General features: G+C 50.8%; 23 protein-coding genes. 14 read left to right on the top strand and 9 right to left on the bottom strand.

Annotation, left to right across the window (positions count from 1 at the left end; all coding sequences use genetic code 11):
- Window positions 1–29: 29 nt before the first annotated feature.
- Window positions 30–1,532 (bottom strand): glutamate/gamma-aminobutyrate family transporter YjeM, encoded by a 1,503-nt coding sequence (yjeM, locus tag ABLV08_RS19855; RefSeq protein WP_047057365.1) that lies wholly within the window; start codon window positions 1,530–1,532, stop codon window positions 30–32.
- A gap of 202 nt (window positions 1,533–1,734) precedes the next feature.
- Entirely contained in the window at window positions 1,735–2,712 is a 978-nt protein-coding gene (gene epmA, locus ABLV08_RS19850) for an elongation factor P--(R)-beta-lysine ligase (RefSeq protein ID WP_015368646.1), read from the bottom strand.
- A 277-nt stretch (window positions 2,713–2,989) separates the two neighbouring features.
- Between epmA and frdA the strand changes: the two genes are divergently transcribed.
- The 5 genes from frdA (at window position 2,990) to ABLV08_RS19825 (ending at window position 6,927) form a co-directional block, all read left to right on the top strand.
- Window positions 2,990–4,780: a fumarate reductase (quinol) flavoprotein subunit gene (gene frdA, locus ABLV08_RS19845; RefSeq protein WP_032713498.1), complete on the top strand. Its 1,791-nt coding sequence runs from the start codon at window positions 2,990–2,992 to the stop codon at window positions 4,778–4,780.
- On the top strand, window positions 4,773–5,507 hold the full coding sequence (gene frdB, locus ABLV08_RS19840; protein ID WP_015368648.1) for a fumarate reductase iron-sulfur protein: 735 nt from the start codon (window positions 4,773–4,775) through the stop codon (window positions 5,505–5,507). Before frdA ends, frdB begins: the two co-directional genes overlap by 8 nt.
- A gap of 10 nt (window positions 5,508–5,517) precedes the next feature.
- Window positions 5,518–5,913 (top strand): fumarate reductase subunit FrdC, encoded by a 396-nt coding sequence (gene frdC / locus ABLV08_RS19835; protein ID WP_015368649.1) that lies wholly within the window; start codon window positions 5,518–5,520, stop codon window positions 5,911–5,913.
- A 10-nt stretch (window positions 5,914–5,923) separates the two neighbouring features.
- Window positions 5,924–6,283, top strand: coding sequence for a fumarate reductase subunit FrdD (frdD, locus tag ABLV08_RS19830; RefSeq protein ID WP_015368650.1), 360 nt, complete (start codon window positions 5,924–5,926; stop codon window positions 6,281–6,283).
- A gap of 113 nt (window positions 6,284–6,396) precedes the next feature.
- Complete coding sequence (locus ABLV08_RS19825; protein ID WP_015368651.1) at window positions 6,397–6,927, top strand: lipocalin family protein; 531 nt, start codon at window positions 6,397–6,399, stop codon at window positions 6,925–6,927.
- Here the strand turns inward: ABLV08_RS19825 and sugE are convergent.
- From sugE to efp, 4 genes are all read right to left on the bottom strand, one after another.
- Window positions 6,924–7,241: a quaternary ammonium compound efflux SMR transporter SugE gene (sugE, locus tag ABLV08_RS19820; protein WP_015704154.1), complete on the bottom strand. Its 318-nt coding sequence runs from the start codon at window positions 7,239–7,241 to the stop codon at window positions 6,924–6,926. The genes ABLV08_RS19825 and sugE overlap by 4 nt on opposite strands.
- A gap of 138 nt (window positions 7,242–7,379) precedes the next feature.
- Window positions 7,380–7,526 (bottom strand): lipoprotein toxin entericidin B, encoded by a 147-nt coding sequence (gene ecnB / locus ABLV08_RS19815; RefSeq protein ID WP_015368653.1) that lies wholly within the window; start codon window positions 7,524–7,526, stop codon window positions 7,380–7,382.
- Between the two features lie 158 nt (window positions 7,527–7,684).
- Window positions 7,685–7,816: an entericidin A/B family lipoprotein gene (locus tag ABLV08_RS19810; protein ID WP_015368654.1), complete on the bottom strand. Its 132-nt coding sequence runs from the start codon at window positions 7,814–7,816 to the stop codon at window positions 7,685–7,687.
- Window positions 7,817–7,880: 64 nt separating this feature from the next.
- A complete protein-coding gene (efp, locus tag ABLV08_RS19805) occupies window positions 7,881–8,447 on the bottom strand; it encodes an elongation factor P (protein WP_003855940.1) in 567 nt (188 codons plus the stop codon).
- A 42-nt stretch (window positions 8,448–8,489) separates the two neighbouring features.
- Here efp and epmB point away from each other — a divergent pair, with 42 nt between their 5' ends.
- Entirely contained in the window at window positions 8,490–9,521 is a 1,032-nt protein-coding gene (gene epmB, locus ABLV08_RS19800) for an EF-P beta-lysylation protein EpmB (protein ID WP_032713495.1), read from the top strand.
- A gap of 166 nt (window positions 9,522–9,687) precedes the next feature.
- On the opposite strand, the gene ABLV08_RS19795 is transcribed toward epmB, so the two are convergent.
- Entirely contained in the window at window positions 9,688–10,239 is a 552-nt protein-coding gene (locus ABLV08_RS19795) for a winged helix-turn-helix domain-containing protein (protein WP_032713494.1), read from the bottom strand.
- A gap of 500 nt (window positions 10,240–10,739) precedes the next feature.
- Here ABLV08_RS19795 and ABLV08_RS19790 point away from each other — a divergent pair, with 500 nt between their 5' ends.
- From ABLV08_RS19790 to yjeJ, 8 genes are all read left to right on the top strand, one after another.
- Entirely contained in the window at window positions 10,740–11,312 is a 573-nt protein-coding gene (locus tag ABLV08_RS19790; RefSeq protein WP_032713493.1) for a fimbrial protein, read from the top strand.
- A gap of 56 nt (window positions 11,313–11,368) precedes the next feature.
- On the top strand, window positions 11,369–12,055 hold the full coding sequence (locus tag ABLV08_RS19785; protein WP_032713490.1) for a molecular chaperone: 687 nt from the start codon (window positions 11,369–11,371) through the stop codon (window positions 12,053–12,055).
- Between the two features lie 35 nt (window positions 12,056–12,090).
- Entirely contained in the window at window positions 12,091–14,637 is a 2,547-nt protein-coding gene (locus ABLV08_RS19780; protein ID WP_348856195.1) for a fimbria/pilus outer membrane usher protein, read from the top strand.
- 23 nt (window positions 14,638–14,660) lie between these two features.
- The gene (locus tag ABLV08_RS19775; RefSeq protein WP_032713488.1) at window positions 14,661–15,677 is read left to right on the top strand and encodes a fimbrial protein; all 1,017 of its coding nucleotides are present in this window, start codon (window positions 14,661–14,663) and stop codon (window positions 15,675–15,677) included.
- 265 nt (window positions 15,678–15,942) lie between these two features.
- Window positions 15,943–16,305 carry a hypothetical protein gene (locus tag ABLV08_RS19770; RefSeq protein ID WP_032713485.1) on the top strand — a complete coding sequence of 121 codons (363 nt, stop codon included), beginning with the start codon at window positions 15,943–15,945 and terminating at the stop codon, window positions 16,303–16,305.
- Window positions 16,306–16,389: 84 nt separating this feature from the next.
- Complete coding sequence (locus ABLV08_RS19765) at window positions 16,390–17,679, top strand: HlyD family secretion protein (RefSeq protein ID WP_032713484.1); 1,290 nt, start codon at window positions 16,390–16,392, stop codon at window positions 17,677–17,679.
- Entirely contained in the window at window positions 17,672–19,795 is a 2,124-nt protein-coding gene (locus tag ABLV08_RS19760) for a peptidase domain-containing ABC transporter (protein WP_048229749.1), read from the top strand. The genes ABLV08_RS19765 and ABLV08_RS19760 overlap by 8 nt, the downstream gene beginning before the upstream one ends.
- Before the next feature lie 10 nt (window positions 19,796–19,805).
- Window positions 19,806–20,675 carry a YjeJ family protein gene (yjeJ, locus tag ABLV08_RS19755; RefSeq protein ID WP_348856193.1) on the top strand — a complete coding sequence of 290 codons (870 nt, stop codon included), beginning with the start codon at window positions 19,806–19,808 and terminating at the stop codon, window positions 20,673–20,675.
- A 42-nt stretch (window positions 20,676–20,717) separates the two neighbouring features.
- Here the strand turns inward: yjeJ and ABLV08_RS19750 are convergent, their stop codons facing one another.
- Window positions 20,718–21,071 carry a DUF4156 domain-containing protein gene (locus ABLV08_RS19750; protein ID WP_015368664.1) on the bottom strand — a complete coding sequence of 118 codons (354 nt, stop codon included), beginning with the start codon at window positions 21,069–21,071 and terminating at the stop codon, window positions 20,718–20,720.
- A 127-nt stretch (window positions 21,072–21,198) separates the two neighbouring features.
- Window positions 21,199–22,845, bottom strand: a complete 1,647-nt coding sequence (gene groL / locus ABLV08_RS19745) for a chaperonin GroEL (protein WP_015368665.1) — start codon at window positions 22,843–22,845, stop codon at window positions 21,199–21,201.
- Window positions 22,846–22,871: the final 26 nt, after the last annotated feature.

The following is a 22,871-nucleotide window of genomic DNA, read 5'->3' as shown; positions in this document are numbered from 1 at the left end:
GGTGAGCGCTTCACCGGGCATTCTCTTTCTTAACCCTCCGCCAGCGCTACCTGTACCGCCGTTCTCTGACGATAGTTCTCGTAGATCCCTAGCGCCAGTAGCGAGAAGAAAATCGGCCCGCCGACCATCCACAGCGTACTGTTCCAGTCGCCGGAATCCATCACCGGCTGAATAACGGTGAAGATATTGGCGAACGCTACCACCAGTACCACTATCGTCGTCGCCAGCAGCGTACTTATGCGGCTTTTGAACATCACAAATGGACGATCGAGATTGGCTTTGGCCTTAAAGAACGGGAACGCGATCGCCAGGAACAGATACGGCAAGGTCATCGAGACGTTAGCCATCAGCGTCAGCTTGTTATAAAACGCCGAGGCGGTATCGCCGCCGAAGGAGACCAGCAGAATAAACAGACTCACCAGCAGACACTGCAGCCACATGGCGTTAGCCGGCATACCGTTGGCGTTGACTTTGGTCATCATCGTCGGCCACAGCGCTTTCGGCGTCCCCTGAATAATAGCCTTCAGCGGCGAATAGCTCAGGGTGAAGAATGCGCCGGTATAGGCCAGGAACATCGACAGCCCGGTAATGCGCGCAAACCATACGCCGGTCAGCGCCGCCGCCTGCGGCGACAGATGCAGCGCCTGTCCAAGCGTTGCGCCAAGGCTGGTCATCAACACATAGGTGATATTGCCGAGGTTGGTACTGTGGTTGCTCAATACCTGCTGCCAGTTGGCGCTGACGCCCCACAGCACGATGGCCAGCGAGTAGCCGATCGAAATCACCAGCGCGGCGATAATAATACCTTTGGCAAAGTTCTTTTCCGGCTTCTCGGTTTTATCCACCAGCCCGCCGACCGCTTCAATCCCGCCATAGGCGAAAATGGCGAATACCACGAAAGAGAGCATCGCCAGCCCCGATTGATATCCTGGGTTCGGCGACGCGGTGAAATCCAGCGATTGTGCGAAATGGCCGCCGTTCAGCAGCAGAATCGCCCCACTCACCAGCAGCAGCACCAGGTTCAGGCACATCACCGCGATGCCGCCGACGGCGGTAATTTTGGCAATCTTATTTATTCCTTTCGCCGCTACCAGCGTCACCAGCACCATCCAGCAGGCGGCCAGCACGCCGACGGTTTGCGTCGAGGTTAAGCCGGCAAAAGCCCAGCTCTGGGTTTTATCCGCGCCGAAGAGAAAGGTCGAAAACGGGACCCAAATTTTCGCCGCGGTGCTGACCATCCACACCACATAAGAGGAAAACCACATAAAGGTACCGATAAACGCAAAGCGCGGCCCGACGCTGCGGTTCATCCACGAATAGATCCCGCCCTCTTCCTTACGATATGCCGAGCCCATCTCCGCCATCATTAAGGCGAAAGGAATAAAGAAAAACAGCGCCGAGAAAAGATAAAACGGCATCGCGCTATAACCCATCAGATAAAACGCCGAAGGGCTGTTGGCAAAGCCAAACACCGAAGTAAAGATCATTAATATCAGCCCAATCAGGCTCATCTTCTTGATTTGTTGAGGCATAAATCGATCCAAACGTGAGCGTCGCCGAACGGCGTCGCCAGGTAAGCAGAAATTGAACGCGGATCCTAGCAATAATCCAGTTTGAAATTGTGGTTATTAGGGCTAATGCAGCGGGGAGAACTGTAAAAATCTTTGAATGAAGGGGAAAACGATAACGGCGGGAAACCGCTTCCCTCTCCTCATGAAAGGGAAGCGCAGTTAATCAGGCGCGATCGACGGTGAATGAGATCACTTCGCCGATGGTCTCTACACCTAACGCCAGCATCACCAGGCGATCGACGCCCAGCGCGACGCCGGAACAATCCGGCAGGCCGGCTTCCAGCGCAGCCAGCAGATTATAGTCGATGGGCTGCTCCGGCAGGCCACGGGCCGCACGTTTGCGGTTGTCCTGCTCAAAACGCTGCTGCTGTTCGCGCGCGTCGGTCAATTCATGGAAACCGTTCGCCAGTTCCATCCCCTTGTAGTAGACCTCGAAGCGCTCGGCGACGCGGTGATCTTCAGTGCTGATCTGCGCCAGCGAAGCCTGGCTTGCCGGGAAGTGATAGACGAACGTCGGACGTTCTTTACCGATGTGCGGCTCTACGCCCATGGCAAACAGCAACTGCAGCAGCGTATCGCGATCTTCTTCCGTATCAGCGATATTACTGAGATCGAGCTTTGCCGCCACTTCACGCAGCTGGGTTTTATCTGCCGAGAGCGGATCGATCTCCAGATAGCGCTGGAAGGCCTGTTGATAAGAGAGGCTTTCCGCGGGTTGGCACTCGAGCACCTGCTGCAGTAAATCGTCAACTTCGTTAATCAGACGATACATGTCGTAGCACGGACGGTACCACTCCAGCATGGTGAACTCTGGATTGTGGTGACGGCCCATCTCTTCATTACGGAAGCTTCGGCACAGCTGAAATACCGGCCCGCACCCGGCGGCCAGCAGCCGCTTCATGTGGTATTCCGGGCTGGTCATCAGATACAGATTCAGACCCTGAGAGTGGCCGGGGCCGACGAAACGGGTTTCAAACGGGAACATGTGGATATCGGTCACCGTTGCCTGACTCATACAAGGCGTTTCCACCTCCAGCACGCCGCGGTCGGTAAAGAAACGGCGAATTTCCGCCATTACAGCCGCACGTTTTAACAGATTTGGAATGGATGCGCTCGGCTGCCAGGTTGCCGTCTCGCTCATGGTACTTTTCTCCGATTTCATACAAGGGCACGAAGTCTACTCGCAACCGTCGAGTGAAACAAATTTTGTGCAATCCGGCGGCGATATTACATCCTGATAATTTATTGCTAACTTAATTGCATAAATAAAATTGATAAATTAGCGCACGGATTGATAAAAAAATCGAACGCGTCAATTTTCCCCACCATCCCTATGGCTATACTCATTTACCTATAAAGGAGCAGTGATACTTTTTCGCCAGCCCGGCGGCGAAATACACAAAAACTGGAGGAATGTCGTGCAAACTTTTCAAGCCGATCTTGTCGTCATTGGCGCAGGCGGAGCAGGTCTTCGCGCAGCCATCGCCGCTGCGCAGGCTAATCCAAAAGCCAAAATCGCACTGATTTCAAAAGTCTATCCAATGCGTAGCCATACCGTCGCCGCCGAAGGCGGTTCTGCGGCGGTCGCGCAGGATCACGATAGCTTTGAATACCATTTTCACGACACCGTCGCCGGCGGCGACTGGCTCTGTGAACAGGATGTTGTAGACTATTTCGTACATCACTGCCCCACGGAAATGACCCAGCTTGAGCTGTGGGGTTGCCCGTGGAGCCGCCGCCCGGATGGCAGCGTCAACGTTCGCCGCTTCGGCGGGATGAAAATCGAACGTACTTGGTTCGCCGCCGATAAAACCGGCTTCCATATGCTGCATACCCTCTTCCAGACCTCCCTCCAGTTCCCGCAAATTCAACGTTTCGACGAGCACTTCGTGCTGGATATTCTCGTCGATGACGGCCAGGCCCGCGGCCTGGTGGCAATGAATATGATGGAAGGCACGCTGGTGCAAATTCGCGCCAATGCGGTCGTCATGGCTACCGGCGGCGCTGGCCGCGTCTATCGCTATAACACCAACGGCGGCATCGTCACCGGCGATGGCATGGGCATGGCGCTGGGCCACGGCGTCCCGCTGCGCGACATGGAGTTTGTCCAGTATCACCCAACCGGCCTGCCGGGATCGGGGATCCTGATGACCGAAGGCTGCCGCGGCGAAGGCGGTATTCTGGTGAATAAAAACGGCTATCGCTACCTGCAGGATTACGGTATGGGGCCGGAAACGCCGCTCGGCGAGCCGAAAAACAAATACATGGAACTCGGCCCGCGCGATAAAGTCTCTCAGGCTTTCTGGCACGAGTGGCGCAAAGGCAACACCATTCCGACGCCGCGCGGCGATGTGGTTTATCTCGACCTGCGCCATCTTGGCGAGAAGAAACTGCTTGAACGCCTACCGTTCATCTGCGAGCTGGCGAAAGCCTATGTCGGCGTCGATCCGGTGAAAGAGCCCATTCCGGTGCGCCCGACCGCCCACTACACCATGGGGGGTATCGAGACCGACCAGCAGTGCGAAACCCGCATCAAGGGCCTGTTCGCCGTGGGCGAATGTTCCTCCGTCGGCCTGCACGGCGCCAACCGTCTGGGATCCAACTCGCTCGCCGAGCTGGTGGTCTTTGGCCGCCTTGCCGGTGAGCAAGCTATGCAGCGCGCAATGGCCGCGGGCGAAGCCAACAACGCGGCGCTGGATGCGCAGGTCAACGACGTGGAAAACCGTCTGAAAGACCTCGTCAATCAACAAGGCAATGAAAACTGGGCCAAAATCCGCGATGAAATGGGTATGTCGATGGAAGAAGGCTGCGGTATTTATCGCACGCCGGAGCTGATGCAAAAAACCATCGATAAGCTGGCCGAGCTGCAGGAGCGCTTTAAGCGCGTGCGTATCACCGACACCTCCAGCGTGTTCAATACTGACCTGCTCTACACCATTGAGCTGGGTCATGGTCTCAACGTCGCCGAATGCATGGCGCACTCCGCTATCGCGCGTAAAGAGTCTCGCGGCGCCCATCAGCGTCTCGATGAAGGCTGCACTGAACGCGACGACGTCAATTTCCTCAAGCATACGCTCGCCTTCCGTGAGGCTGACGGCAGCACGCGCCTGGAGTATGGCGATGTGAAGATCACCACTCTGCCGCCGGCTAAACGCGTGTATGGCGCCGAAGCGGAAGCCGCTGAGAAGAAGGAGACGACCCATGGCTGAGATGAAAAAACTGAAAATTGAAGTGGTGCGCTACAACCCGGAAGTCGACACCGCGCCGCACAGCGCCTTCTATGAAGTCCCTTACGACGAACAAACCTCGCTGCTCGACGCGCTGGGCTATATCAAAGATAACCTCGCGCCGGACTTAAGCTACCGCTGGTCGTGCCGCATGGCGATCTGCGGCTCCTGCGGCATGATGGTCAATAAGGTGCCAAAACTGGCCTGTAAAACCTTCCTGCGCGATTACAGCAAGGGTCTGAAGGTTGAAGCGCTGGCTAATTTCCCGATTGAGCGCGATCTGGTGGTCGATATGACCCACTTTATCGAAAGTCTGGAAGCGATTAAGCCGTACATCATCGGTAATGCGCGCACGCCGGATCAGGGGCCGAATAAACAGACCCCGGCGCAGATGGCGAAATACCATCAGTTCTCCGGCTGCATCAACTGCGGTCTGTGCTATGCCGCCTGTCCGCAGTTTGGTCTGAACCCGGAGTTCATTGGCCCGGCGGCGATCACCCTCGCCCATCGCTACAACGAAGACAGCCGCGACCACGGCAAAAAGGAACGTATGGCGCAGCTCAATGCCCAGAACGGCGTGTGGAGCTGTACTTTCGTCGGCTTCTGCTCCGAAGTTTGTCCGAAGCATGTCGACCCGGCGGCCGCCATTCAGCAGGGCAAGGTAGAAAGTTCGAAAGACTTCCTGATCGCCACCCTGAAACCACGCTAAGGAGTGCACTATGACGACTAAACGCAAACCCTACGTGCGGCCCATGACCTCCACCTGGTGGAAGAAGCTGCCGTTTTATCGCTTCTATATGCTGCGTGAAGGGACAGCGGTGCCAACGGTCTGGTTCAGCATCGTGCTGATTTACGGCTTGTTCGCCCTCAAGCACGGCGCTGAAAGTTGGGAGGGCTATGTGGCATTCCTGCAAAACCCGATTGTGGTGATCCTCAACCTGATCACCCTTGCAGCGGCGCTGCTGCACACCAAAACCTGGTTTGAGCTGGCGCCGAAAGCCGCCAACATCATTATTAAAGGCGAGAAAATGGGGCCTGAGCCGCTGATTAAAGGGCTGTGGGCGGTTACGGCGCTGGTTAGCATCGTGATCCTGTTTGTCGCGCTGTTCTGGTAAGGAGGCTGATATGATTAATCCCAATCCAAAACGTTCCGATGAACCGGTGTTCTGGGGGCTGTTTGGCGCAGGCGGTATGTGGGGGGCGATTATCGCGCCGGTGATGGTGCTGCTGGTCGGCATTCTACTGCCGCTGGGGCTCGCGCCTGGCGATGCTTTCAGCTACGAACGCGTTTACGCCTTCGCCCATAGCTTCATCGGTCGCCTCTTTATCTTCCTGATGATTGTTTTGCCGCTGTGGTGCGGCCTGCACCGTATCCACCATGCGATGCACGACCTGAAAATCCACGTGCCGAACGGCAAATGGGTCTTCTATGGCCTGGCGGCGATTTTAACCGTCGTCACCCTGGTCGGCGTGTTATTTATCTGATGCAACATCTCGCCCGGTAGCAATCTGTTACCGGGCTCGCTTATCGACAAAATCGCCCTACTTTTTTCCTGCCGCTATCTACACTTAGAGAAAAAGCGGTAAGGAAGATACCTATGCGTCTGCTGCCAGTGTTAACCGTGGTTATCGCGTCATTGCTGAGCGTTGCGTGCAGCAATCCCGTTCCTCCCGCTGGCGTGACCGTCGTCAGCCCATTTGAAAGCCAACGCTTCCTCGGCACCTGGTATGAAATCGCCCGCTTCGATCATCATTTCGAAAGCGGGCTGGAAAAGGTTACCGCGACTTACAGTCTGCGCGGCGATGGCGGCATTGATGTGGTTAATAAAGGTTATAACCCCGAGCGTGGGATCTGGCAGAAAACAGACGGCGTTGCCTGGTTCACCGGCGATCCCAACCGCGCGGCGCTGAAGATCTCTTTCTTCGGCCCCTTCTATGGCGGCTACAACGTGATTGCGCTGGATAAAGAGTACCGCCATGCGCTGGTTTGCGGGCCGGATCGCGATTACCTGTGGCTACTGGCGCGCACGCCGAAGATTTCGCCACAGGTGAAACAGCAGATGCTGGATATCGCCACCCGGCAGGGCTTCGACGTAAGCAAACTGATTTGGGTTAACCAGCGCTATTAATGCGCGCTGAGTTTCAGCCCGATAATGCCGATCACAATACAGGCGAGGCTCGCGATACGCATCGGGCTTGCGGATTCGCCCAGCAGCACGATGCCGGTTATCGCTGCGCCAACGGCGCCGATCCCGGTCCACACCGCATAGGCGGTACCCACCGGCAGTGATTTCATCGCCCACGATAACAGCGCCATACTGACGACCATAGCGGCTATGGTAATCACACTTGGCAGCAGGCGGCTAAATCCATGGGTATATTTGAGGCCGACGGCCCACACGACTTCCAGCAAACCGGCGATAAAGAGAATGATCCAGGACATAAGGCTCCAGTAATGGGGCCGTCCCCGGATGAGATACGCTCACGGGTCGTCCCGCAAGGTGGTTGAAAACGTCGGGATTATAAACAACGGCGCCGGTAATGTGAAGACCGGTACGGCGCGAGGCCGTACCGGTAATGTTTAATTCTGAGCTTTGGTCGCCGCACCAGAGATAGCGCTGCCGCCGTCAGAAATGTCTTCACCGATACCACGCGTGGTGTTACATGCGGTGAGCACAGAAGAAAGGACCAAAACAGTAAAGAACGCCGCAATCGTTTTTTTCACCATAATATCATCCTTATAAACAGTTTTTGTTTTCTTGCCCTATAAGCATAGCCAAACTGATTCAGAATGAAGGGATAGTCGCGTTTTTTAAGAGAAAAAGAGGTTCAGGCGGAACTTAGCAAGATGAATTCAGAGAATGAGAATGATCTAATGAAATGAGATTAGCTAACGGCGTGAGAAATGGCATGCCCCAACCCCTGGATATCTTCGCCAAAACCGCGGGCGGTATTGCATCCAGTAAGCAACGCGCCGCTGAGCAGCAGCAAGGCAAGAAGTTTGAGCGTCTGGTTCATGTTAGTCCCGGCGTGAAACTGAAGGCGCAGCAACCAGGCTGCGCCCACCGTCTCAAAGCATGAATTACTTCACGCGAGATACGTATTCGCCGGAGCGGGTATCTACTTTGATGACTTCGCCGATCTGAACGAACAGCGGAACTTTAACCACTGCGCCAGTGGACAGAGTCGCCGGCTTGCCGCCAGTACCTGCGGTATCGCCTTTCAGACCTGGATCGGTTTCAACGATTTCCAGTTCAACGAAGTTCGGCGGCGTGACAGCGATAGGCTGACCGTTCCACAGGGTAACGATGCACTCAGCCTGATCCAGCAGCCATTTCGCGTTGTCGCCGATAGCTTTAGCATCAGCAGACAGCTGTTCGAAGGTTTCGTTGTTCATGAAGTGCCAGAACTCACCGTCGTTGTACAGGTAAGTCAGGTTCATATCGACAACGTCCGCGCCTTCTGCAGAGTCGGTGGACTTGAAGGTTTTTTCTACACGGGTGCCGGTCAGCAGGCGGCGCAGCTTAACGCGCGCGAATGCCTGGCCTTTACCTGGTTTAACGAATTCGCTGGCTTCAACCGCATACGGTTCGCCATCCATCATGATTTTAAGACCAGCACGAAAATCGTTGCTATAGTAAGTCGCCATAAGGCCCTCTGAAATTGTTTAACTTGGTAGCTAAGCCACAAAATGGCGCATATTGTAACCCTAAATACCCCATCCAGAGAAGATTGGATCACGCAACTTGCCGATGTTGTGACCAGTCCCGATGAACTATTGCATCTTTTAGATCTGGAAACAGATGCAAACCTATTGGCGGGACGCGATGCGAAGCGTCTCTTCGCGCTGCGCGTACCGCGCGCGTTTATCGCGCGTATGGAAAAAGGCAACCCAAACGATCCTCTTCTTCGTCAGGTACTTACCGCACAAGAAGAGTTTGTTGCCGCCCCAGGTTTCTCCACCGATCCGCTGGAAGAACAACACAGCGTTGTACCTGGCCTGTTGCATAAATATAGCAACCGGGCGCTATTGCTGGTGAAAGGCGGTTGTGCGGTCAACTGCCGCTACTGCTTCCGCCGCCACTTCCCTTATGCCGAGAACCAGGGCAATAAACGCAACTGGCAGGCGGCGCTCGAGTACATAGCCGCCAATCCGCAGCTTGATGAAATTATTTTTTCCGGCGGCGATCCGCTCATGGCCAAAGACCATGAGCTTGACTGGTTGCTGACGGAACTGGAAGCGATCCCGCATATTAAACGGTTACGCATCCATAGCCGCTTGCCGATTGTCATACCGGCGCGGATCACCGAAGGGCTGGCGGCTCGCTTTAACGCCTCATCGCTGCAGATACTGTTGGTCAACCATATTAATCATGCCAACGAGATCGGCCCGGAGTTCCGGGCAGCGATGGCGCGGCTGCGGCAAGCGCGCGTAACACTACTCAACCAAAGTGTTCTGTTACGCGGAGTTAACGACAATGCGCAAACCCTGGCGGACCTCAGCAATGCATTGTTCGACGCCGGGGTAATGCCCTACTACCTGCACGTGCTCGATAAAGTCCAGGGCGCAGCCCACTTCATGGTAGAAGATGAGGAAGCACGGGCGATCATGCGTGAGCTATTAACGCTGGTATCTGGTTATATGGTGCCAAGACTGGCACGTGAAATCGGCGGCGAACCGAGTAAAACGCCGCTGGATTTAGGTTTGAAACAACAGCCCTAGGCCCCTCTCTGCCGGCCCTGTCCGGCAGATACTTTTAAAACTATATTTTCCTGACACATAAATAACATACTATTATCTCGCCAACATTAGTCTGTGGACGGTGTTTTCTTCATATTTATAGTTATATACAATGTGAAAATATTCAAATAATGTAGTAATAATGTTTCTAAAACAGCAATGAAAGTATATTAGTTACCGCCATAAGAAAGAACATGAGGATAAACCACGTGGGTAATTTAAATGTTCCATCTCTTTTGCTTTCAATATGATTTTGACGTTCGTTTGTATTGACCTCTGGTACACTATCTTCTATTGATACAACCTCTTTTATTAAGGGGATTATCGGGGGAGTAGAAATTTCTTCCTCAGCTTTAACAACCGGTACGATCGCGGAACCTGCAGCAAGAATAAACCCACGCTGCCTGACGGTAACAATGATATCCTGTGATAATCCAGCCTTCAGCAGTGATTTTCTGAGCAATGATATATTTTGATAAAAAGTATTTTGCGCGACGACGACTCCCCTTGTTTTCCAGACTGTTTCCAGAAATTCCTCTCGAGAAATGATTCGCCCATTACTTTCAATTAACAATTGTAAACAACGTGCAGTTGGACCATTCAAGTTAACGCTTTCACCATTTTCATTAACAGGTCGTAACTCACTCATATTCACATCGAATATAACTTCATCATTAATAATGAATTCGCTAAATGCCATAATGCTTTTCCTTTTTTCATTAGTCATGTGAACTAAACATGAAATTAATGAGATTCCATCTTTGAAATTGAGCAAATAGCCCTAGGCAGGCCCACCATTAGATAGCTTCACATATCAATCATTGGCTCGCCATTTTCGAGCGGCGATAAGACTATCATGATATTTAAACAAAAAGGAAGCCAGCCATATTGTTCAACATTCATCACGTTAACGCTACCACTATTCCCAAAGATTAAAATGTGAAACGTTTCTCTCATCATTAAAATAGGTTATTCAATTAAAATTCACATGCATTTTACCGGCTTGCCAATTAAATTCCTCTCTGCTCCCGTCTTAAGCTAATTGCGGGCAAGTACCTGCATATTACAAGGGACACCAAAGGAGTAAAGAACGGGATAGTGTTAAGACTCAGCGGCAATTAAGGATTATTCAGTGATTCATTAATTAAAACTGAGGCAACATCTATTTCAGGGATTACGTATTTATACATGGACAAATAAATGAAAAAAACAATCGTAGCTGTAATGGTTGCTGCATCTGCAGTTCTGAGCGCACAGGCAATGGCCGCTAACACTGCTGAAGTGACCGTTCTTGGCGAAGTCAACGACTCTTCCACTTCTTGCGTAGTCACTCCGACTGGTACTCTGAACAATGGCATCGTTCGTCTGACTTCTGTTACCACCAGCGAAGCGAACGCACAGACTGCTAACACTCTGTTCAAAAGCCAGAAGTTTGGTTTTGACGTTTCTGATTGCGCCAAAGGCAGCGACAAACCAGCAACCGGCCTGACCGTTGCAGTTACTGGTAGCACTAGCACCAACGCAACAATTCTGGACAACACCGCTGACGACGGCGCTGCCGGCATCGGTATCGGCATCGCGAAAGTCAGCGACGGTTCTCGTGTAGCCTTCGATGGTTCCCAAACCATGGATGAAACCTACACTGACGGCGAAGTCACTTCTCTGAACTACTACGCTGGTTATGTGAAAGTAAACGACGCGACTACTGTAACCGAAGGTCCGGTTAAAGGCGTAGCGACCTTTACTATCGACTACACCAGCGCCGACGCCTAATTTTATCCCGAAGGGCTCGCTGTCCGGCGAGCCCTTTTTTCGTTTAGAGAACCGCTATGCTCAGGACTTTATTTAAACTTGTCTTCCCCTGCTTTTTACTGATAAGCGGCATTGCACATGCCGGCATTGTCATTGAATCTACCCGTTATCTTTACAAAGAGGGTTCCCGCGAAATAACCGCACAAATAGAAAACAAAGACGGTATTCCCTACTTAATTAAGTCCTGGATCGAGACCCCGAAAGGACAAGCGCCGTCCTTCATGGCCACGCCGCCACTGTTCCGTCTGGAAGCGAAACAGCAAAATACCGTACGCCTGTTTTCAACGGGTAATGTCGCTGTGCCAACCGATCGCGAATCGATGTTTTATTTTAACGTTATGGCTATACCACCCGCAGATGAGGCAAATGCCAAAAACAATACCATTCAACTGGCGGTTCGCCATCGTATGCGTCTGGTGTATCGACCAAAATCGCTATTTGATATGAAACCAAACACCGAAGCGGCAAAACTCGAGTGGCGAAAGTCTGGTAATAAATTATCCATTAAAAATCCTACGCCATTTTTCTACTACTTCAATACGATAAAAATCGGTAATACCGAGATAAAAAATGAAGTGAATGCTATCCCTCCGATGGCTACAAAAGAAGTGACATTAAAAGAAAGTATTAACGCATCAAGTATTACATGGAAGATAGTCAACGATTATGGAGGAGCCGGTTCGCTCTATTCCTCACCGCTGTAATTGGAAGTTCTTGTTAATATTATAGGGATGTGTTTATGCAAAATAAAAATAAAGACCTATTCAAACTATCAGCGCTCGGCATCGCATTATTGCCCGCGCTTTTTTGTGGTTTGGATAAGAATGCGCAAGCACGAGATTTTTTCGATCCCTCATTCATAAATTCATTGAATGGTAGCGATCCTTCAAACGCCCCAGACTTATCTGTATTTGAAGCCAGGAATGCGCAGGCCCCCGGTGATTACCGGGTGGATATCGTCTTTAATGGTCAATACCTCGATACCCAAACTATAAAATTTGTGATTGATAATAGCCGTGAAAGTCTTGCGAGTGATGAGATTAAACTAGCACCCTGTTTCAGTCTGAAAGACTTATCGCAATATGGCGTAAGAATCAAAGCATTTCCGGCCTTGAAAGAAGATGCTAATGGCTGCACTAACCTCACGATTATTCCGGATACCAAAGCGGATTTTGATTTTAACGCCCAGCGTTTAAATGTCTCCATTCCTCAGGCGGCATTATCCACTGTCGTGCAGGGATTTATTCCCGAGGATCAATTTGATGACGGTATCAACGCGCTACTGGTAAATTACCAGTTCAGCGGTTCGGATGATTTCGAAACCGAAGATGAATACTACAGTCTTAACCTTCAGTCCGGCTTAAACCTTGGCCCCTGGCGCATACGAAACCTGAGTACTTGGAACAAAAGTAAAGGTGATAGCGGCGACTGGGAGTCGGCATACCTGTACATGCAGCGCAGCATACGCCCTATTAACAGTAACCTGGTAATGGGTGAAAGCTCCTCGCTTTCCGGGATCTTTGACAGCGTACCATTTACTGGGCTCCAACTCGCGACGGATACCTCCATGCTGCCGGAGAGCCTTCGCGGCTATGCGCCAATTATCCGAGGAATTGCAAAAACCAATGCCAGGGTGATCGTTAAGCAGAATGGCTACCAGGTATATCAGACCTACGTAGCCCCCGGCGCCTTTGAAATCACCGATATGTACCCAAGCGGCGGTAGCGGCGACCTGTATGTAACAGTAGAAGAGTCGGATGGCTCAAAACAAGAATTTATCGTGCCGTTCGCCACGCTGCCGGTCATGGTACGTGAAGGCCAGCTGCAATATGAAATCACTTCAGGTAAATATCGCCCATATGATGACGGCGTCCATGAAACGCCATTTACCCAGGCAACGGCCAGCTATGGGGTATCCAGTAGCCTGACGGCCTACGGCGGGATGCAAATGGCCTCACATTATCAGGCATTGTCATCCGGTCTCGGCTATAACCTTGGTGATTTCGGCGCCGCGTCAGCGGATGTCACCCAGGCTTGGTCAAAAATGCAGGATCGGGAAAAGACTTCGGGACAGTCCTGGCGCATCCGCTACGGTAAAAACATCCTTGATACCGGAACCAACATTACCATCGCTGGCTACCGGTACTCTACTGAGGGATTTAACACCTTATCTGAGGTGCTGGATAGCTATGCTAATGACGGTAGCTATACCACCCGTTCATTACGCAATCGAACCAACCTGACACTCAACCAAAGCCTGGGTAAAGGACTCGGTAGCATATCTATTAGCGGGCTGGTTGAGGATTATTGGGATGATAAACGCACCAATAAATCTATCAGCGTCGGTTATAACGGTGGCTTTAGAAATGTGAACTTCTATCTGGGCTATAGCTATAGCCGCTATACCTGGAGTAACAATAGCTCCGACAGCGACGCGCAGGACGATCAGCGCATTACGCTGACCGTCACGCTGCCAATCAGCAACTGGCTTCCTGGTACCTACACCAGCTATCAGCTCACCAATAGTAACCCTGGCTCAACGGATCAGTCCGTCGCCATCGGAGGGGTTGGGCTGGAAAACGATAGCCTCGACTGGAGTATTCAGCAGGGATATAGCAACCGTGAATATTACAGCGGCGACATGCGTGCGACCTATAACAGCTCCCAGGGCAGCCTTAACGCCGGTTACAGCTATGACCGCGATAGCCAGCGTGTCGATTATGGCGCCAGCGGCAGTATCATCGCCCATGCTGATGGCATCACTTTAGGTCAGGATATCACCGATGCCGCCGTGCTGGTTAAAGCTCCGGGGCTGGATGACGTCAAACTGACGACCGATAACACCATCTCGACCGACTATCGCGGCTATGCCATCGTACCTTACGTTACCCCATATCGCCGCACCGATATTACCCTTGATAGCGCCACGCTCGGTGATGATATGGAATTGCCGGAAACCACGCAAAGCGTAGTACCTACCCGCGGCGCCATCGTCCGAGCCAACTACGAAGGCAAGATAGGACAGCGCGCCTTTATTCACCTGAAAACTGCCAGCGGCAATGATGTTCCTTATGGCGCTATGGTCCTACTGGCGGGGGATGCGAAAAGCCAGGCCAGCATCGTGAGTGATGCCGGGATGGTCTATATGTCCGGGTTGCAGCAAACCGGGACGCTCAACGTGCAGTGGGGAAAAAGTAGTTCCCAGCAGTGTAATGCCCCCTTCACGTTACCGCCACGGGAAGGCAAAGCCGCTGGCTTAAGCCAGGTCGAAACGGTGTGTCGCTAGCCATTATTTAAGGACGAATATTGATGAAGAGAATGTTTATTCTATTAATGCTTTTAGTTACCTGTGGTGAGGCGGCTGCAAAATGTAGTTACTCAGGCAGCATCCAGCGGCAAGCATTTACTATCAGCGCTAAAATTCCAACAGATGATTCTATTCCGGTGGGAAGCATATTGTATTCAACTAAATACGGTACCGGCACATATAAAAACTTCTCATGTAGCCAGAAAACAAACGATCAGTATATTACTACTATTAGTACGCCGGAGGTTTCTGGTGTAACCGGAATTCAGGGAATGCCGGTATATGAAACCGGTATTGATGGTATTGGATTCCAGGTATCCGATCTTCTGGAAAGTAAAAATGGCGCATTGGTCCCTGCCGTGGCGGGTTCAGTACTGATACCGTTTGAGAATACGTCAGATAATTACTATAAATTCATCACCGTGTGGTTTATCAAAACCAAGCAGGTCATTGATACTTCAGGTTCGGACTCAAACCCATCAATCAGCTTTTCTGTCGGTAATCCGACTACTAACCCTGGCACCACCGAAAAACTCTTATACACGACTAGCATTAAGCTCAAAAGCACTAAATATCAGGCAACCTCCTGTGATATCTCACCATCCAGTTCACAGATAACGCTAAACCGGATTAAGAAAAGTACGTTAATGTCGGTCTCTCGCGGCGGCGTCACCCCGGAGCAGAAAAATATTCTATTAACGATTACCTGCCCTGCGGGGTCAATTGGTAATACACTGATGTATTGGTTTAACCCGGTAGGTACAGCAAGTACATCTGGTGATGGTATCATTGATAATATGATAACCGATGATTCTGGTGCCAAAAACGTTGGCATCATTTTCAAGCAAACCGGAACCCCATTAGTCTTTTATGATATGGATAGCTACAGCTTTAATAGCGCCGCTACGTCACAGGTTATCAACCTTACCGCTGATTACTATCGCCAGAGTAATAGCAGTGATAGCATCACAAACGGTAAAGTTAAGGCTATGTTAGAAGTAGTGATCCAGGAACAGTAGAAATACTGAATGTAACAAGAGAGCCAGTAATGGCTCTCTTTCATTCTCTTTGTATACAAAAGGGTTGCGGTACTTTTGCATATAAATAAATTCACAAATACAATATGAATGCCAGAATAATTATGAATTATCTAATATGAAAGAACTTCATAAATTATTCACACGTCATTTCGTTGATTACACTCATTTTCACCTCTATTGTTTGCCACCGGGCGATTACATCGACCAGTAGTTTAGTCAACGTTTACTTAAGGGAATTAGAGTAATGAAAGAATTAACAGTTTTTGAAATGGAAGCAATCTCCGGTGGATATACGTGGGATTTTTCCTCCGCTTCAGCAGCGTTCACTTCTCTGGCTAGTAATGCAGTAGAAGCGCTCGGTGCTGGTATCCTCGGCTCTGTCATTACGGCCTGTGTCGGAGCGGGACTTGGCGGCTTTCAGGGTGGTTCTAACGGTGGCGTCCTCGGGCTGGGTCTAATTGGCAATGCCGTTGGCGCTGTCGCAGGCTTTATCTTAGGTGCTATCGGCGGAGCCGTAGGCGCTGTCGCATTAGGTTGGGAAGGTTCCGTTGAGGCTCTGCAATCACTGATTGAGAGCACGCTTAACGGCACTTTCGCTCCGTGGTAAAAATAATGAAATAATAACAAAGGCCTTTTAGGCCTTTGTTGCTCTATATTCAATGTCAGCCAGAACCAGTAAAATACTATTAACATGAATAATAAGCTATATCGCAAGGAAGCGATCGAATACAAAAGGCATCACTGGAAAGGGAAAGCCTTGTTGCTCGCTGGCTTACCCGCCTGGTTAATCGCCTTATTGTCGGCATTATTTCTCATTGCGCTTATCTGCGCATTGATATTTTGCAAGTTTACCCAGCGTGTCGATGTTAAAGGCGAAGTCATTACCCTGCCTCACTCAATTAACGTCTTTGCGCCACAGCAGGGGTTTATCGTCAAGCAATTCGTAAAAATTGGTGACGTCGTAAAAAAAAACCAACCGCTATACGAGATTGATGTTTCCCGCAGCACCACCAGTGGCAATGTTAGCGCGGCACAGATAGAAGTTATCAATGAAAAAATCGCCAACTCTGAAGATATTATTAAAAAACTGGAAGATAATAAAAACCAGACGTTAAATGCGCTGAATGCGCAGTTAAAAACTACCACTGCCTCCCTGAAGGAGACCAACCGTATGCTGGTCAACACCCAGGTAGGCCTGAAGAAAATGCATGATAACCTTTCCAGCTACGATAAATACCTTAGCAACGGCCTGATAACAAAAGATCAGTATAACTATCAGCACTCTTTATACTTTCAGCAGCAGAGTGCCTACCAGTCTTTAGTTAGCCAAAAAATGCAACTCGAATCGCAAATTACACAACTTAATAGCGATATAATCACTAAAGCTGCTGATTTTGACAACCAAATTTCCAGTCAATACAACCAGGCCAATGATTATAAAAATCAGTTAGTGGAATCTAATGCTAACGGTAATATTATTATCAAATCGACCAGCGATGGCAGGATTGAGTCACTGTCGGCTACCCAAGGGCAAACCGTTGATAATGGAAGTAGCCTGGCCCAGATAAAACCGACCGGAAACGTTGAGTATTATCTCATTCTGTGGCTACCCAACAATACCATTCCGTATTTAAAAACGGGAGATACCATCAATATTCGCTATGATGCCTTCCCATCGGATAAATTTGGTCAATTCCCAGGAAAAATTATATCCATATCATCAATGCCGGCGTCACGGCAAGAAATGTCTGAATACACCAACGTCAGTAACGGTACCAATCAGCAACAAGAACTGGCGCTGTATAAAGCGATTGTCAAAATTAAAGATAAACAGTTCGAATATGACGGGAAAAAGCTAAGCCTCTCCAATGGGCTTAAAGCACAGGCTGTTGTCTTCCTTGAAGAACGCCCTCTCTACATGTGGATGTTTACTCCAGTTTATAAGATTACTCAAAGCGTGAGCGGCCCGATTCATGACTAATGAACTGTTTGAAAAAATTACGGCGAAAGTTAATTTTTCGATATTGAGAAAGACGCCGGTAATACTGCAATCGGAAGCCGCCGAGTGTGGCATTGCCTGTCTGGCAATGGTTTGCGGCCATTATGGTCTCGATATTGATCTGTTCAATTTCCGTCAACGCTTTGGCAGCCCCTCCCAGGGGGTAACGTTGATGTCATTGAGCAAAACGGCAGAACATGCTGGCTTAAAAAGCCGCGCGCTGTCGCTCGATCTTGATGAAATCAGACAATTAAAGCTGCCCTGCGTTATCCACTGGGGAATGAACCACTACGTCGTGCTCACCAAAGTACGCAAATCTAGCTTTATGGTTCACGACCCGGCGCTGGGTAAACGCATTATCGGCATTCAGGAAATGTCGAACAACTTTACCGGCATCGCGTTAGAGTTATGGCCCGATCAGAACTTCCAGCAGGAAAAAGCCAAATCTCGCCTGCGTTTGTTAGATCTGATGCGTAATATTGTTGGCTTAAAATCAGCGCTGCTGAAAATTTTCGCCTTTTCCGTCGTCGTTGAAGCGATTGGACTACTGTTGCCAATAGGCACGCAGTTGGTCACTGACCACGTGATCATGGCCCACGATCAAAGCCTGCTCTCGGTTATCTGTATTGGTCTGGTCTTCTTTACCCTCTTCCGCACCTTTATCAGTATGCTGCGCGCATGGACTTCACTGACGCTCAACACGCTAACCAATATTCAGTGGAAAACCACTCTATTCGATCATTTGGCTAGCCTGCCGCTGGCATTTTTCGAAAAGCGTCATCTGGGGGATATTCAGTCCCGTTTCTCTTCGCTGGATACCATTCGCTCCACGTTCACTAATAGCATCGTCAGCGGCATTATCGACTCGATCATGACGATCGGCCTGCTGATTATGCTCACCCTGTACGGCGGTTGGCTAACATGGGTCGTCGTTGGCTTTACCTTATGTTACGCCCTTATGCGTCTGGGAACTTATCGCTTCTATCGCCGCGTTGCTGAAGAACAGGTAATCAAAGGCGCGCGCTCCAGTTCACACTTTATGGAGTCGCTATACGGTATTTCGACCATCAAAGCGCTGAACCTGAAAGAACGCCGCTCTCAGCACTGGCTGAATATCAACATCGACGCCTGTAATGCGGGGATCAAACAGACCCGTTTCGACATGATGTTTAGCGGTATCAATACCTTTATTACCGCCATCGATCAGGTTGCGGTACTGTGGCTGGGCGCCATTATGGTTATTGATAATGAAATGACCCTCGGTATGTTTATGGCTTTTAACGCCTACCGCGGTCAGTTCTCCCAGCGCGCATCCAGCCTGGTTGATCTTACCATGCAGCTACGCATGCTCTCGCTGCATAACGAGCGTCTTTCAGAGATCGTCTTCAGCGAACCAGAGCAAGAGCTACCGTCACGTGAAGTCTTTTCGAAGGATGCCGGCGCCAGGCTTGAAGTCAGAAATCTCAGCTATCAATACGATCCCTTTTCGCAGCCGATTTTCTCAAATCTGAACATCACCGTTGAGCCGGGGGAATCCGTCGCGCTGGTCGGCCCGTCCGGCGTCGGTAAGACCACGCTATTGAAAGTGATGTGCGGGCTGCTCTCGCCCACCAGCGGCGACGTCTTCGCCGATAATCTCGATATCCAGAAGATAGGTCTAAATAACTATCGCCAGGGAACCGCCTGCGTGCTGCAGGAGGACCGCCTCTTTTCCGGGTCGCTTATCGATAATATCAGCGGTTTTGAAGATAACGCCGATGTGGATTTTGTCGTCGAATGCGCCAAACGCTGCAACATTCACGACGAAATTATGAAAATGCCGATGGGCTATGAAACCATCGTTGGTGAGTTGGGCCTGGGGATTTCCGGGGGCCAAAAGCAACGTATTTTGATTGCCCGCGCGCTTTACCGTAAACCGAGCATTCTGTTTATGGATGAGGCCACCAGCCATCTCGATTTACGAAACGAGTCGGTTATCAACCAGTCTATTTCAGGCCTCAGTATTACCCGCGTCATCGTCGCCCACCGCCCGTCAACCATCGCCTCTGCCGATCGGGTTATTGATTTATCGCAGTCAAGAATACCAATGCCAGCGTAAGGAGAAGAGTATGCAAGGAACGTTTATTGGTTTTAACACCGCCGGAATTACCTACGAAGACCATTTCATGGCGCTGCTGCTGAAAGTACAAAAGCAGAATGGCCTGTGTCAGACATACTATCTGCAGGCACCGGTGCTGGCTGACCTGCTCATGGTCCTGGCAAACCGGATGTCTATTTTCTTGCAGAGATTACAGCAGGATGGCGAGAATGAGGCTCAGAAAGTGGAGCTTCTTGCCTACAATGAAACGCTAATAGCCAACACGCCAGAGATAGATATGTTGGAGGTACAAAACCCCAACCCGGAGCTGCGAATCATGTCGATCACCCTGAAACCAGGGGAAACAGAATCGACGCTGATATTAATGCTGCAGAACGAGCAAATAGCAACTCTACGGATTGATGACCGCCAGGTCGAAGCGCTGATATTGGGGATCCAACAATCTCTCGCCATGGCCGCGGACACGAAACTGAATGAATATTTAGCTTTGGCTCTGGACTTCGTACTGCTGTATACCGTCGATTTAACGACCCAACCTAATATCGAGTACCAGCAATACGCTCAGGAAGAGTGGAAGTTGAATCTGTTCAACCATCATCTTGGCGTGCTGTATAGCTACGAGCAGGAAGAGGGTAAAAAAGTACTCTCTGGCGCGGTGATTAAAACCAGCGCCGCGCATCAGTCAGATTTTGAAAAAAGTATCGCGCTACGTCTGATTGAAAAGAGCCAGAAGCTAAAACAAGTTCACAACCAGCATACGCCGCATCAAATCTTCAGCAAGGTGATTCCATCCGCACCTGGACAAATGCTGACTAAGGATGAATGCTTAAAGTCATTGCACGAATTCTACGTGGCTACCAAAGCAGCGCTTGAGGCATAAATTGTTAAGCACTCTCTGCGCAGGCAGAGAGTGCTTAACGCATCAGTTCGGGCACTTATAAACCTGGCCGTTCATCTGGCTATCGGTCGGGACAAAGCTCGACAGCAGATTTTGCGTCGGGCTGCTCACGCCATAAATAACGTTACCGCCCATGGCCGCCGCCTGGTTACGCAGCGCATTCGCCGCGCCGCGCATCGAGCCGCCTTCATCGCCATTCTGCCCGGACAGCCAATTGCTTTGCGTGCCGGTTGCCGTTCCTAACAGCTGGCATTCCGTTCCCGGTTTATCTTCAACAAAACGCACGCTCTGGCCGCCTGCGGTTAATTCGTTGCTGGAACTGCAACCCGCTAACAATAATGCTGCGCCGACAATCCCTGCTAAATATTTTACCTGCATGTTATTCCCCAATGAGCTGGACGCACTGGCCCGGATGTAAACCTTATACTAAAAAGCCAGCAAAAAGAAAAACCCCCAGCCATTTCTGACCGGGGGTTTCTGCATTTTTATGCCATATAGCGCACGATTACATCATGCCGCCCATACCGCCCATGCCGCCCATACCGCCAGCAGCACCTAAGTCAGGCGCGTCGCCTTTCGGCAGGTCGGTCACCATGCACTCGGTGGTGATCATCAGACCAGCAACGGATGCCGCGTACTGCAGCGCAGAACGGGTGACTTTAGTCGGATCCAGGATACCGAAGTCGATCATGTTGCCGTACTCTTCGGTAGCCGCGTTGTAACCGTAGTTACCGTCGCCTGCTTTCACGTTGTTGGCAACAACAGACGGCTCTTCACCGGCGTTGGAAACGATCTGACGCAGCGGCGCTTCCATTGCGCGCAGCGCAACTTTGATACCGACGTTCTGATCTTCGTTCTGACCGGTCAGGCCAGCGATTTTCGCCGCCACGCGGACCAGCGCTACGCCGCCGCCAGCTACCACGCCTTCTTCAACCGCAGCACGGGTCGCGTGCAGGGCATCGTCAACGCGCGCTTTTTTCTCTTTCATTTCAACTTCGGTAGCAGCACCGACTTTGATTACCGCAACGCCGCCGGCCAGTTTAGCCACGCGCTCCTGCAGTTTTTCACGGTCGTAATCAGAGGTCGCTTCTTCGATCTGCTTACGGATCTGAGCAACGCGGCCCTGAATCGCAGCTTCTTCGCCAACGCCATCGATGATGGTGGTGGTGTCTTTGTTGATAACAACGCGTTTCGCCTGACCCAGGTCTTCCAGAGTCGCTTTTTCCAGCTCCATACCGATCTCTTCAGAGATAACGGTACCGCCAGTCAGAGTTGCGATGTCCTGCAGCATAGCTTTACGACGGTCGCCGAAGCCCGGCGCTTTAACCGCTGCAACTTTCACGATGCCGCGCATGGTGTTAACAACCAGGGTCGCCAGCGCTTCGCCTTCAACGTCTTCAGCGATGATAACCAGCGGTTTGCCAGCTTTCGCTACGGCTTCCAGAACCGGCAGCATTTCGCGGATGTTGGAGATTTTTTTGTCAGCCAGCAGGATGAACGGGCTTTCCAGTTCAACAGCGCCGGTATCCGGCTTGTTGATGAAGTAAGGGGACAGGTAGCCGCGGTCGAACTGCATACCTTCAACGACGTCCAGTTCGTCTTCCAGACCGGTACCGTCTTCAACGGTGATAACGCCTTCTTTACCGACTTTATCCATCGCTTCAGCGATCAGTTTACCTACGGTTTCGTCGGAGTTAGCGGAGATAGTACCAACCTGAGCAATGGCTTTAGAGTCAGAGCACGGTACGGACAGCGCTTTCAGTTCTTCCACAGCGGCAACGACAGCTTTGTCGATACCACGTTTCAGATCCATCGGGTTCATGCCCGCAGCAACGGCTTTCAGACCTTCGTTAACGATAGCCTGAGCCAGTACGGTTGCGGTGGTGGTACCGTCGCCTGCAGCGTCGTTCGCTTTAGAGGCAACTTCTTTCACCATCTGCGCGCCCATGTTTTCGAATTTGTCTTCCAGTTCGATTTCACGAGCAACGGAAACGCCATCTTTAGTGATGGTCGGCGCGCCGAAGGATTTGTCCAGAACAACGTTACGGCCTTTCGGGCCCAGGGTGACTTTAACTGCATCTGCCAGTACGTTTACGCCGCGCAGCATTTTTACACGAGCGTCGTTACCGAATTTTACGTCTTTTGCTGCCATTTCTTTTATTCCTCAAATTCGTTCAG

The sequence above is a fragment of the Klebsiella sp. CN_Kp088 genome (genome assembly GCF_040064335.1).
GTDB classification, from domain to species: Bacteria; Pseudomonadota; Gammaproteobacteria; order Enterobacterales; family Enterobacteriaceae; genus Klebsiella; species Klebsiella aerogenes.
The sequence above is the reverse complement of the archived record's forward strand: the minus strand, read 5'-3'. Positions and strand labels throughout refer to the sequence as shown.